The organism is Acinetobacter sp. YH12112 (assembly GCF_013418945.1).
Lineage (GTDB): Bacteria > Pseudomonadota > Gammaproteobacteria > Pseudomonadales > Moraxellaceae > Acinetobacter > Acinetobacter indicus.
This window is the reverse complement of sequence record NZ_VPBA01000026.1, coordinates 1-12,823: the sequence shown is the minus strand read 5'-3', so window position 1 is coordinate 12,823 and position 12,823 is coordinate 1. Positions and strand designations below refer to the sequence as shown.

At 47.1% G+C, this 12,823-nt stretch carries 9 protein-coding genes; 4 read left to right on the top strand and 5 right to left on the bottom strand.

The annotated features are described in order from the left end of the window. Window positions 1–12 precede the first annotated feature (12 nt). Both FTU50_RS10465 and FTU50_RS10460 read left to right on the top strand, forming a co-directional pair. Window positions 13–1,758 (top strand): GTPase, encoded by a 1,746-nt coding sequence (locus FTU50_RS10465; RefSeq protein WP_075174779.1) that lies wholly within the window; start codon window positions 13–15, stop codon window positions 1,756–1,758. Further along, entirely contained in the window at window positions 1,740–3,857 is a 2,118-nt protein-coding gene (locus FTU50_RS10460; RefSeq protein WP_104487436.1) for an EAL domain-containing protein, read from the top strand. The genes FTU50_RS10465 and FTU50_RS10460 overlap by 19 nt, the downstream gene beginning before the upstream one ends. Before the next feature lie 71 nt (window positions 3,858–3,928). Here FTU50_RS10460 and rpmE read toward each other — a convergent pair whose 3' ends face one another. The 4 genes from rpmE to FTU50_RS10440 all read right to left on the bottom strand — a co-directional run bounded on the left by rpmE (window position 3,929) and on the right by FTU50_RS10440 (window position 8,059). Continuing rightward, window positions 3,929–4,156, bottom strand: coding sequence for a 50S ribosomal protein L31 (gene rpmE / locus FTU50_RS10455; RefSeq protein WP_005176824.1), 228 nt, complete (start codon window positions 4,154–4,156; stop codon window positions 3,929–3,931). 206 nt (window positions 4,157–4,362) lie between these two features. After that, window positions 4,363–5,343, bottom strand: a complete 981-nt coding sequence (locus FTU50_RS10450) for a bile acid:sodium symporter family protein (protein ID WP_005176822.1) — start codon at window positions 5,341–5,343, stop codon at window positions 4,363–4,365. A 156-nt stretch (window positions 5,344–5,499) separates the two neighbouring features. After that, window positions 5,500–5,901, bottom strand: coding sequence for a lactoylglutathione lyase (gloA, locus tag FTU50_RS10445; protein ID WP_005176820.1), 402 nt, complete (start codon window positions 5,899–5,901; stop codon window positions 5,500–5,502). A 1-nt stretch (window position 5,902) separates the two neighbouring features. Further along, window positions 5,903–8,059, bottom strand: coding sequence for an MFS transporter (locus FTU50_RS10440; protein ID WP_180069757.1), 2,157 nt, complete (start codon window positions 8,057–8,059; stop codon window positions 5,903–5,905). Between the two features lie 202 nt (window positions 8,060–8,261). On the opposite strand from FTU50_RS10440, the gene FTU50_RS10435 reads away from it, so the two are divergent. Continuing rightward, a complete protein-coding gene (locus tag FTU50_RS10435; RefSeq protein WP_171526649.1) occupies window positions 8,262–10,874 on the top strand; it encodes a Lon protease family protein in 2,613 nt (870 codons plus the stop codon). Window positions 10,875–10,930: 56 nt separating this feature from the next. Here the strand turns inward: FTU50_RS10435 and grxD are convergent, their stop codons facing one another. Then, window positions 10,931–11,272, bottom strand: coding sequence for a Grx4 family monothiol glutaredoxin (gene grxD / locus FTU50_RS10430; protein ID WP_005176812.1), 342 nt, complete (start codon window positions 11,270–11,272; stop codon window positions 10,931–10,933). A 162-nt stretch (window positions 11,273–11,434) separates the two neighbouring features. Here grxD and FTU50_RS10425 point away from each other — a divergent pair, with 162 nt between their 5' ends. Beyond that, window positions 11,435–12,646 carry an aspartate aminotransferase family protein gene (locus FTU50_RS10425; RefSeq protein WP_168382294.1) on the top strand — a complete coding sequence of 404 codons (1,212 nt, stop codon included), beginning with the start codon at window positions 11,435–11,437 and terminating at the stop codon, window positions 12,644–12,646. Window positions 12,647–12,823: the final 177 nt, after the last annotated feature.

Below are 12,823 nucleotides of genomic sequence, written 5' to 3'. Positions count from 1 at the left end.
TAAATAACAACGATGACTATGAATCATTCAGATATTTTTCAGGTTGCCACTGAGCTGAAATTGGAACAGCTCAGTTTTTGCCAGAATTCTGTCAAAAGTATTCAGGAGTGGGCAGCTGACTTATCCATTTTACAGCTTGGGGACTCGTCAAAAGCCTTATTCAAAGCCTTACTGGAAATTTCTGAACTCAAATGTCAGGAAACCTTGCGCTTTGACCTGATTCAGGCCATTCACCCGACGCTGGAAAATGTCTTGACCAGCCTGGAAAAACACTTTTTTAACCAGGGTCTGATTAGCAGCGACCGCAATGAGCATATTATCGAGCTGGCGCTGTTGTTACGTAGTCATTTTGCCAAAGTCTATATTGAAATCGCGCGCCGCAGTCACCGCCAGCTGGCCCAGCAGAAGTTTTCCATTTTTGCCTTTAACCTGAAAAAGAACCTGCAGACTGCGCGTACCGTCGCCACCTATTATGCGCTGCAACAACTGACCTTATTGCTGTATCAGCAACAGATGCTATATAGCTCGCCATTTTCCGGGCAATGGCTCACTGCGCATCAACTGTTTAACTGCGCCCTGCAGCACAATTTTCATCAGAACAATATTAACCATCTGCAAGGCACCCAGCATCAGCTACAAAATATCAGTCAGGCCTATGTGCAATTAATCCTGCTGGATATTTTCAATACCCATCAGATTCGTCCAGCCGAAATTCAGGGGCTGTATCTCTGCAGTTTTGACTGGGTCAAGCTGATTCAGATTTTGCCCAAAGAAACCACCCTGTCACGCTATATTGTCGATACCAATAAAGACTATCCGCCAATTTATAACTCGCATCAATCGGGTGATTTTGAGCCGGGTATTTTTATTTCAACGCAGGCGCTACTGGATCATATCAGTGAAAATCAGGGACGTAAGGCCGAACATTTCTCCCGCAATGAAAAGCTGTTTTTAACTCCTGCCCTGCATTTTCATATTCATACCCTGCTCACTCATAATCCTGAGCGTCGTCATGAGCGTTATGAATATTCGGCTCGGGTCAAAATCTGTTTTGGCTTAAGCGTGGCACACTTCTATTTATCTAAAGGCAAGAATTTTCAGGAAACCCTACAACTGGGTGAAAATTACCAGTTCCAGAGTGAAAGCCAGTTCATCAACCAGATGCACAGTCATGCCACTGCCGACATCAGTAAAATCCAGAGTCTGGACCGTGAAGCCAAACAGATTTACGGTGCGGAAGTGCTGGATATCAGTGTGAATGGTTACCGGATTAAATGGGAGGGTGAAACGCCGAAAAACCTTAAAACCGGTGAATTTATTCTGGTGCAGGAAAATCCGCAAAGTCCGTGGCGTGGCGGCGTGATTCGCTGGATTAAACAGTCGACTGACAAAACCCTGGAACTGGGCCTTGAAGTACTGGCGCAGGACATTATTCCATGTGCCGTCTATGTGAAATCTGACCGGCATAGCGGGCATTATCATCCTGCCCTGCTCATGCAAAGCTCACAGCTGAATGAAGTCAGCACTCATCTTATTTTACCGGGGATTCAATTATTAAGAGACAAGCAGACTGTACAGCTGCGTTTAGGGGATGAAGACATTAAAGTCTTTTTAATTAAACCGTTACTCATTACTCAAAGCTTTATGCGTTTTGACTTTGAACTGTTAAATGACCAGCAGCAAGCCACAGTCGATGCCTTTATTCACAAGCAGATGAATGACGTTAAGAATCAAGATTTATGGGAAGCGTTGAAGTGAGAAATCCTTTACTATCTAAAAAATTTAAACGTACCGAAACACGTTTACTCATTATCGATGATAACCAAATCCGTTTTAATCAGATTTGCGAACAGCTAAATGCACAGGAACATACCGTGCAGGCCACCCTGCTCGATGATTTACAAAACTTTGAAAAACAGCTGAATTTAACCTGGGATGTGGTGATTTTTGGCCGCGCCTACGACCTGAAAATTGATCAGGCCCTAACCCTGATTCGCGCCTCAAAACAGCCGAATTTACCACTGGTATTATTGCAGCCTGAAGACTATGATGCCACCCAATATAGCGCCCTCATCCGCAAAGGCATTTATGATCTGGTCAACCTGAACGATAGTGACAGTTTCTATCTGGGTCTGCTTCGTGCCCTCTCTTTCAGCCGTTTGCAGCAAACCCATGCCCAGCTCAAAGAAGAGCTGGAAAATGCCCAGACGCAGGCGCAGTCTCTGGTGGAAGACAGCAACAAGGCGGTGGCGATTATTCAGGAAGGCATTCATGTGCAGGCCAATCAGGAATATTTGCAGCTGTTTGGCTTCCAGAATGAAGATGAAATTATTGGTCTGCCTTTGCTTGACCTGTTGCAACCGGAAGATCTGGCTGATTTTAAACTGCGTTTCAAAAAAGTATCGCAAGGTCAGTTTGATTTAGGCCGTTTTAGCTACAGCTCTTTAAATAGTCATGTCGCCGCGCAAAATCCGCTACAGCTGGAATTTTTACCGGCCACTGATGAAGATGCCTTGCAGCTGACCATTGATATTCAGCAAGCTGCTACAGCACCAGCCAAGGCCAGCAATGAAAGCACAGCTGGTCAGCAGCCGACCCATCAGCTGATTAACCGCACCCTGAACAATCAGCCATCCAAAATTAATGCGCTGGTGGTATTTGCCCTGGCCTCCTGCCCTGAAAAAGTCTTGCAATCGGACTGGGGTACGCTAAAAAACTATTTCGGCAATATTAAAACCTTCCTGAAAGAACAGACCAATGTGCCTTTATTCAAGGTCAATTCATCGGTCTATATTGGCCTGTTCCAGGCAGAATCAACCACCATTTTGCATTCCAAACTGATTGGTCTCAGCTCACTAAGCAAACCGCAGTTATTGAGTGTTAATGGACAAAGTTATCCACTGAATTTCCGTATGGGCTATGCGGTACTTGAGGGTGAAATTGCTGATAGCAGCCAGTTTGAACAGCTGATGGAATGTGCCTTTGCAACCGCACTGCCTTATCAACAAAAAGATGAGCAAAGCCTCGGACTGGATTTATCCATGACCGATCTGTCGCTGGAAATTGTCGAGCCAAAAGTTGCCCCTGTGGTGGAGACCGCTGGCTCATCGCTATTAGGCGCCTTACGCCACAGCCTGGATCGTAATGAAATTCATCTGAAATACCAGCAGCTGTATGACAAACAGGACAGTAATTTATACACCTATGAAGTCAGCAGCGGCTTTATTCATCAGGCAGAATGGAAAAGTCTGACCGGGCTGGTTGATCTGGCTGAAGATCCGGAACTCTCGATTAAACTGGATCGCTGGATTCTGGTCGAAGCCTGCAAACAGCTACACAACTTCATTACCCAATATCCGGAAGCCAAGCTGATTGTTAACCTGAACAAGCATGTGCTGCTACAAGACCGCGCTTTCCCGGAATTTGTGTCCAAACTGATTACCATTGTCGGCAGTCAGCAGGCTTATCCGTTAATTCTGCAATTCTCCGAAGAAGATGTGAGCCAGAACCTGATGGATGCCCAAAAGCAGATGCATTTGCTGCATCAGCATGGTGCGGAGATTTCCATCCGTGAATTCGGCCAGTCGATGTATAGCGAATCCATTCTAAAACAGCTGGATGTGCAATATGTGACCCTGCATCCATCGCTGACCAGCAAACTGATGCAAGATAGCGCCACTCAGGAGTTACAGGAACAGATTCAGCAGTTTAGCGAAATCAAGCCGGTGGAAGTGGTGCTGCATGAACTAAACGATATGAACCTATTTGCCAACGCCTGGAATGTGGATGCCCGTTATATTCAGGGTGATTACTTCCAGAAGAAACTGGATCATCTCATTGATGTACAAGACCAATAAGGTCTTGTACTTTTCACCCGAAGCGCAGGCACAAAAAAACGGGCAAATGCCCGTTTTTTTCATTCTGGGTATTAACCACGTTTGATAGAACGTGACATACCAGCAAAACGTTGTTTGAACTTGTCGATACGACCGCCAGTGTCAACGTTCTTTTGCTTACCAGTGTAGAATGGGTGGCAAGCTGAACATACGTCTAGGTAAAGAGTGTCTTTACCAACAGCTGAACGAGTTTCGATCACGTTACCACATGAACAAGTAGCAACTAATTTTTCATATTTTGGGTGAATATCGGCGCGCATCGTCGATTACTCCATAAGATTAAAGAAGGTTTTGCTGTCGTCGCAATTGATCACTCTCAAGACTGAGGAAAAAAGCTGTTTATTCGAGATAAACTGCAGACCAACACCACAACAGACCATTCTTTTGGCCCACCGAGACGGATACCGTCAGAGCTAAGCACAACAAGTTGGGGCATATTATACGTGAATCTATGCCAATATGCGAATTATTCTTTGCTCTCAATTTCAGGCTGCTTCGACCAGTAATTGGCAATAATGCCGCAGACCATCAGCTGGATTTGATGGAAAATCATGATTGGCAGCACAATCATGCCCAAAGGCTGGCCAATAAACAGAATCTGCGCCATCGGTACACCACTGGCCAGGGTTTTTTTAGAGCCGCAGAAGAAAATCGCGATCTGGTCTTCACGTTTAAAGCCCAGCCATTTCGGGATGTACAGCGCCAGCAGCATGATGATGGTCAGTAACACCGAACAGGCCACAGTTAAAATCAGTAACGTTGTGCCACTGACTTCATTCCACAGTCCGGCCACCACGGCGCCACTAAAGGCACCATAAACCACCATCAAAATCGTACCCTGATCAAAGCCTTTAACCAGACTTGGGAACTTGACCAAAAATGGATAGACCCACGGCCGCAGCAATTGCCCCAGAATAAAAGGCACCAATAACAATAAGGTAATCTGAATAATGGATGAGGTCGGGTCATAGTCGTGCTGCGACTGGCCAAAAATAAACAGGCTGACCAGAACCGGAGTAATGAACATGCCGGCAATATTGGAAAAAGACGCACTGCAGACTGCACTGGCGACATTGCCGCGTGCAACCGAGGTAAAGGCAATAGAAGACTGCACCGTAGAAGGCAGGAAGCACATAAACAGAAAGCCCCAGTACAGCTCCTGCCCCAGCAATGGCAATAATACGGGTTTGGCCATGAGACCTAAGACGGGAAATAACAAGAAGGTAAACGCAAACACCAGCGTATGCAGTTGCCAGTGCATGATGCCTTGTACCACCGCCTCTCTGGACAGCTTTGCCCCATGTAAAAAAAACAGCACCGCAATAGCCGCCGTGGTAATAACGCCAAAGACTTCAGCGACCTGTCCAGACACCGGCACGATACTGGCCAGTATCACCATCACAATTAACAATATGGTAAAGCGATCCAATGCAAGTAGTTTTAGCATGTCTACATCCTGTGATTTTATTTTTGCATCGACATAAAAAAGCCCAGTCAGCGGGTTTTACCTCACGGTAAAGTTCCATCTTACTGGGCCGGAACAATAAAGCTAGTCTGCTGGCTTAATGTTCACTATTTTGTGGCGCTATACTACTGCGCCAACTTAGTTATTGCGGGCATTGTCATCTTGCTGGATCAGTTCGATTTTATAACCGTCCGGATCTTCAACAAAGGCAATTACGGTCACGCCGCCTTTCATTGGACCCGCTTCACGCACCACATTGCCGCCGCGCGCCTTGATTTCTTCACAGGCTTTGTAAGCATCTTCTACTGCAATGGCAATATGGCCATAGCCATTGCCCAGCTCATAGCTGTCTGTATCCCAGTTATGGGTCAGTTCCAGCACGGTATGGTTGTCTTCATCACCATAGCCGACAAATGCCAAAGTAAAACGGCCTTCTTCGTAGTCACGTTTACGGAGTAAAGTCATGCCAAGTACTTCAGTATAGAACTGCAATGACCGTTCTAAATTGCCTACACGTAACATGGTATGCAGCATGCGCATATTATTCGTCCTTTTGTTGAATTTGAGCGTGTTCATGAGCACGCAATAATTTTGCCACCCACACCACCAGAATCAGAATCGGAATTCCAAGCAGCGTGGTCATGAGGAAGAAACTCGGATAACCGATATTATTGACTATGGTACCTGAATATCCACCTAAAATTTTAGGAGTGAGGGTCATGAGCGAACTAAAGATCGCATATTGTACAGCGGTAAACGACACACTGGTTAAGCTGGACAGGAAGGCAATAAATGCCGCACCGGCCAGACCGGAGGCCAGGTTATCAATAATAATTGCCAGATAGAGCCATAAACTGCTATACGGTTTAATCACCTTGCCGCGAACTTCTACCGCTGCATCAGCGTTGATATCCACCGGTGTCAGGGCCTGAATATCAATATCCAGCGCCGGATGCTGCGGTGCCAGCTGATAACCGCGGCTGGCACTGAGCGTACTGCCATCCAGCAATCGGGCCTGCACCTGAATCGTGCTATTTTGCGCTGTCTGTAACTGCTGGCCCTCAATCACGCCACTAAACAGGCCACCCTCTTCCAGCTTGGCCGGATATTCCTTGCCATCCAGAACCAGACTCAGCGGCTGTTCTTGCTGTAGCTGTACAGCATCGAGTCCACTCAGCTGCCCGCGAATCACCAGACTTTGCTCGGCTTCCTGTGCAGAAATCCGGTCATCCGAGGTAATCGGTAATAACTGGATTTGGGCTGTGCCGGTCTGCTGCAAATACGGCATGCTTAATTGTGCCTGATCGGACTGATTGGCATATTGTGCCTGTACCTGAATCTGATTGGCCTGAGCCAGCACATTGCTCGGTACCTGTATGCTCCAGTAACCGGCTTCATCAGCCTGTACCTTGTATTGCTGCGCCCCGACATTCACCTGTACATCGCTCAGGCTTTGCCCGGATTTGACCAGTCCAATAAAAATCAGGTTGGTCGAACTGGCCAGCACCGCACCCAGAAACATCAGTTTCATGATATTCATTTTCTGGGCCAGCAAACCGCCCAGGAAGCCACCCACCAGCGAGAAGATTACCCCGTAGACTTTGACTGCTTCAGCAATCTGTTCTTTGCTGAAATTCAGGTCCTGATAGAACACATTGGAAATGACCCCGGCAATAATATCGGAGACGCGATAAAACCCGATCAGCAGCAATAACACCAAAGCCAGCTTTAAACCATAGCGCTTAAAGAAATCCGCGACCGGATGCACCCAGGTTTCAAAAGCCATCTGTTTATTGACTGCACCCAGTTTGACCAGCACAGTTCCGACCAGTAAAGCCACCGCACCCGAGCCAATAAAGCGAATCGCCTCCAGCGTAAACAGCAGGAAGGAATCCTGAATACTGAGCTGGTTTTTCAGCGCATCCAGCGCCTGACCGGAATAGATATAACTCAGCACAAAACTGATCACGGCAACAAAAAACACCACCACCAGTCGATAATAATCGCTGCGTTTATATTCTTTACGGACACGCTCCACCACCGGCTCACGAATCACCAGCGTGGTACACATCCCGATCAGCATCACCGCCGCCATCACCAGATAGGTGTATTTCCAGGCCTCATAAATATAGTTGCCTTTAGCCGTGCCCAGATACGCCGCCAGAAATAAAGCGCCCGCACCAGCTACAATCATCCCGATACGATAACCGGCGTTATAGGTCGAAGCCAATACAGTTTGCATCTGGGTTTCAGCCAGCTCAATACGATAGGCATCAATCACAATATCTTGCGTGGCCGCAGCAAAACCGAGCAGCACCGCACCCACCGCCATCTGGTAGAGATGCGTCTGCCCTAAGGCCGGATCTGAAAAGGCCATAATACAGATGGCGCATATAATCAGGACCTGGGCAATTAAAAGCCAGGCCCGGCGCCGGCCCAGTTTTTGGGTTAAATATGGCACTGGTAACTCATCAATTAATGGTGCCCAGACAAACTTAAATGAATAACCCAGCGCCGCCCAGCTAAAGAAAGTTACAGCATTACGGCTAATGCCGGCTTCACCTAACCATAACGATAAACTGGAAAAAATAAGAAGAATGGGAATACCGGCCGAGAAGCCAAGAAACAGCATGATCAGCGCACGCCGATCTAAAAAGGCGGTAAAGGCAGATTTCCATCCTGTAGATTGTGTTGTCATTACATTATTTTTGTCAAAAAACTGAATGTTGCTATTCAATCGTTTAATGGATTTGGTTTCAACCTGATTTATGCAAACGCCCTGTGATTTTCTGGAGAAATGCAGCAGCCTGGCTTGAAATTTTCTATTAAACCTGTATACCTTAAATCTCTATTGCAATAATTTCGTTTTGGATTTCACAGTGACGCAAAGACACGAGCACATGACCTCTTCTTTATCTGCTTCAATTACCGAACAACAAACATTAGTTTTACAACCAGAACAAACTCTTACCTCAGCCTTCGAACAAGCCGAAATTCAAACGACACTTAATAACACCCGCTTAACTCCGGAACAGCTGACCCATATTCCCGATCTGGACAAAATTCCGGCCTCCACCAAACGGATTAAACCTTTAAATAATTTTCTGGGTCAGGATCGCGCCCGCGCTTCAGTAGAAGCCGGCATTGCCTTGCCGTATTCGGGCTATAACATTTTTGCGGTCGGTACGGCAGGACTGGGTAAACGCACTATGATCCGGCGTTTACTGCAACAACATGCCAAAACCATGGCCACGCCAAATGACTGGGTGTATGTCAATAATTTTAAAAACCCGCGTCAGCCCATTGCCCTGCGACTGCCGGCCGGTCAGGCACCGAAATTCCAGACCCAGCTGCATCAGAGCTGGCAGACCATTTTAAAACAGCTGGAACGCCGTTTTAGCGCCGAAACCTATCACAACCGCATTGAACAGATTCGCCAGCAAACCGGTGATGAACAGCAACAGGCCCTCATTGAACTGACCAAAGAAGGTGAAATGCTGGATTTAAAACTGGTCTCGCGCAATGACGAGCACTGCTTTATTCCGGTGCAGTTTAAAGATGACCAGCTGCAGGAAATGACCCAGGAAGATGTCAATGCCTTAAGTAGCAAAGAGCGCGCCGAAATTGCCGCCAATATGCGCTATATGGATAAAAAACTGGAACGTCTGGGTCTGCATCTGGGCGATCTGGAAGATGATGCCCGCGATCGGGTTCAGGTCCTGAATCGTGACATTGCCAAACAGGTGGTGATGCCGCGGATTGATTTATTGCTGAATAAATTTTCAGAGGTTCAAGGGCTTGAAGACTATCTGAAATACTATGCCGAAGACATTATCAACAATGTTGAAATGGTGCTGGAACAGGAAGAAGATGACTTCACTCCGGCAGTGTTTAGCCGGGTGCCAGCGCGTTATCAGGCCAATATTGTTGTCACGCATAAACCGAACTCGGGTGCACCGGTAATCTTTGAAGATTTCCCGACCCATTACAACCTGCTCGGTCATGTCGAACAGATGACCCAGAATGGCACTATCACCACCGACTTTACCTTAATTCGTTCCGGTGCCTTACATCGTGCCAATGGCGGTTTTTTAATTCTGGAAGCCGAACAGTTACTGGAACAGCCTTATGCCTGGCAAGGGCTGAAACGTGCCTTGAAATCGGGCCAGCTAAAACTGTCCTCACTGGAACATATGCTGACTTTAACCGGCAGTATTTCGATTGAACCGGAATCAATTCCCCTGACCTTAAAGGTCATTCTACTGGCCGAGCCGGAAATCTATTATGAAATTCTGGAAGTCGAACCGGAGCTGGGCAGCGTCTTTAAAATCCGTGCCGACTTCACCGATACATTACAACGTAATGACACCAATGAGCAGGCTTATATGCAGCTGATTGCCGATTATGTTCAGGCCGATAAACTGCTGCCCTTTGACCGCTCTGCCCTGGCCGCGCTGTTAACCGACTCGAGTCGTCTGGCCGAGGACCAAAGCTCGTTGTCCTTACATGCGCTAACGCTGGGTGATCTGATTCGGGAATCACATCATCATGCCGTACAAGCCGGCAAAAAAATGGTGTCAGAAGAACATATCAACATGGCGCTGGATCATCGCAAATATCGCTTAGGCTATTTACGTGAACTGTACTGGCAAGACCTGTCACGCGGCACCCAGCTGATTGAAACCAAAGGTCATCGTCTGGGTCAGATCAATGCCCTGTCCGTGATTCATTATGCCGATGTCGAGTTTGGTCTGCCTTCACGCCTGACGGCATCGGTCTATCAGGGCGGCGGCGATATTCTGGATATTGAACGCAGTGTTGAATTGGGTGGCTCGCTGCATGCCAAAGGCGTGCTGTTAATGTCCAGCTTCCTGAAAGCCCATTTTGGCCGCGAACAGATTCTACACTTCTCTGCCGCACTGGCCTTTGAGCAGAGCTATGGTCAGGTCGATGGTGATAGCGCCACCGTTGCGGAACTGTCTGCCCTGATTTCAGCAATCAGCCAGTTACCGATTGATCAGTCCTGGGCCATTACCGGCTCCATGAACCAGCTGGGTCAGGTACAACCTGTTGGCGGCGTCAATGCCAAAATTGAAGGTTTCTATGATGCCTGTAAATTACAGGGCCTGACCGGCAAGCAGGGCGTGATTATTCCACGTCAAAACATGCAGCATCTCATGCTGCGTAAAGATGTGATTGAAGCGGTGCAAAAAGGCGAATTCCATATTCATGCCATTGATGTGATTGATCAGGCACTGGAAATTCTGATGGCGCGTCCGGTCGGAAAACTGGACAAAAAAGGCCGTTATAGCAAAGGCTCGATTTATGACATGGTGATGGCGCAACTGGAATACTGGCAAGCCATTGAAGATGGCGCAGAAATTGAAGAGGAAGAGCCGAAGAAAAAGAAAAAAGCTAAGAAAGAAAAAAAGGCCAAGAAAAAAGATCAACCGGCTGAAGCAGCAATTGAGGCTATTCCGATAGAAGATGCCCGTAACCAGACTGGCTCATAATGGCCGGTCTAAAAAAGCAAAAAAGCGCCGAAAGGCGCTTTTTTTATACGACTGAATTAAGCTTCAGGCGCTGGGCTGTACTGTTCAACCAAAGGCTGTAACTCACCTTTTTGGAACATATCCAGCATAATATCGCTACCGCCAATTAACTCGCCATTGATCCACAATTGCGGGAAAGTTGGCCAGTTGGCAATTTTCGGCAAAGTTGCACGAATATCCTGGTTTTCAAGAATATTCACATAGGCAAATGGACGACCAATTTGACTGAGCGCTTCTACTGCACGAGCTGAGAAACCACATTGTGGGAATTGCGGTGTGCCTTTCATGTAAAGAAGAACTGCATGTTTAGCAATTTGGTCACGAATTAACGCTTCGGTATCGCGTGCTTGTTCAGTCATTGATAAATCCTCAACTAATCTGTTTTGCATTATACCGAAAACACAGCAAAACAGTATGCTTAAAGCAATATTTCCATTTTTATTTACATTTACACTTTCAATCGGGGGCAGATTTTGCTTATATAAGTTTTTTCCTTTCTTTCTTACAGATAAGAGTTAGTCATGAACAACGTTACCCTTGCCCCTGTGCAAACTGATCAACCGTCTCATTTGATGCCCGTCTTCGGCCGTCAGCCGATCAGCTTTGTCCGCGGCCGAGGCGCTTATCTGTACACTGAAGATGGCACCGAATATCTGGATGCCCTGACCGGTATTGCAGTCTGTGGTTTAGGTCATGCTCATCCGGAAATTGCTGCTGCCATCGCGGATCAGGCCGCGACCCTGATTCATACCAGCAACCTGTTTGAAGTGCCTTGGCAAACTGCCGCTGCACAAAAACTGGCAGAAGTCGCTGGTATGGAAGAAGTCTTCTTCTCTAACAGTGGTGCAGAATCGAATGAAGGTGCCATTAAAATTGCACGTAAATTTGGTTATTTACAAGGCATTGCCAATCCGAAAATTATTGTCGCCGATCAGTCGTTCCACGGCCGTACCCTGGCAACCCTATCTGCCACCGGCAATAAAAAAGTCCAGGAAGGTTTTGCACCGCTGGTAGAAGGTTTTATCCGTGTACCGTTTGGTGATGTTGAAGCCATTGAAGAAGCCGCCATTCAGTATCCGGACATCGTCGCGATTCTGGTTGAGCCAATTCAGGGCGAAGGCGGTGTTAATACCGCGCCTCAAGGCTTTAACTACCTAGAAGATATCCGCCGCATCTGTAACCAGCACAACTGGCTGATGATGCTGGATGAAGTGCAAACTGGTAACGGCCGTACCGGTAAATATTTTGCCTATCAGCACACCAATATTGTGCCAGATGTCTTAACCACTGCCAAAGGCCTGGGCAATGGCTTCCCGATTGGTGCAGTGATGACCCAAGGTCGCGGTGTGGGTGTACTCACTGCCGGTAACCATGGTTCAACCTACAGTGGTACTGCCCTGGGGTCACGTGTGGTCTACACCGTGATTGATATTATCCAGAAAGAAAATCTGGTCGAGAATGCCGCAAAAATGGGTAGCTATATTGTTGAGCAGCTACGCAACCAGCTGGCTGACCAGAATGTTAGCGTGCGTGGTTTTGGCCTGATGATCGGGATTGAATTACCTAAAGCCTGCGCAGAACTGGTGGATATTGCCCGTGATGAATACAAACTGATTGTCAATGTGACCGCCGGCTCCGTGGTGCGTTTACTGCCAACCTTGAACATTAGCCAGGAACAGGCCGATCAGCTGGTTGAACGTCTGGTGAAAATGATCAAAACGTTCCTGGCTTAAGCCGCGTGTTGATCTCAACAGATCTCAATCTGCATAAAAAAGCCGCATGATGATCTGCACCCCGAAAGTTGGACACTCTTAGTCCAATTTGAAGGGTGCTTTTCTATGGCTAAATATTCTCAACAGTTTAAACTTGAAGTTGTTCAAAATTATTTATCAAATAAAAATGATGATGGG

What these genes read in the sequence shown, in the direction of transcription:
- FTU50_RS10425 (WP_168382294.1), top strand. Translation starts at nt 11,435, where the DNA reads ATGAACAACGTTACCCTTGCCCCTGTGCAAACTGATCAACCGTCTCAT.
- FTU50_RS10465 (WP_075174779.1), top strand. Translation starts at nt 13, where the DNA reads ATGACTATGAATCATTCAGATATTTTTCAGGTTGCCACTGAGCTGAAA.
- gloA (WP_005176820.1), bottom strand. Translation starts at nt 5,901, where the DNA reads ATGCGCATGCTGCATACCATGTTACGTGTAGGCAATTTAGAACGGTCA.
- FTU50_RS10460 (WP_104487436.1), top strand. Translation starts at nt 1,740, where the DNA reads ATGGGAAGCGTTGAAGTGAGAAATCCTTTACTATCTAAAAAATTTAAA.
- FTU50_RS10450 (WP_005176822.1), bottom strand. Translation starts at nt 5,343, where the DNA reads ATGCTAAAACTACTTGCATTGGATCGCTTTACCATATTGTTAATTGTG.
- FTU50_RS10435 (WP_171526649.1), top strand. Translation starts at nt 8,262, where the DNA reads ATGACCTCTTCTTTATCTGCTTCAATTACCGAACAACAAACATTAGTT.
- FTU50_RS10440 (WP_180069757.1), bottom strand. Translation starts at nt 8,059, where the DNA reads ATGACAACACAATCTACAGGATGGAAATCTGCCTTTACCGCCTTTTTA.
- grxD (WP_005176812.1), bottom strand. Translation starts at nt 11,272, where the DNA reads ATGACTGAACAAGCACGCGATACCGAAGCGTTAATTCGTGACCAAATT.
- rpmE (WP_005176824.1), bottom strand. Translation starts at nt 4,156, where the DNA reads ATGCGCGCCGATATTCACCCAAAATATGAAAAATTAGTTGCTACTTGT.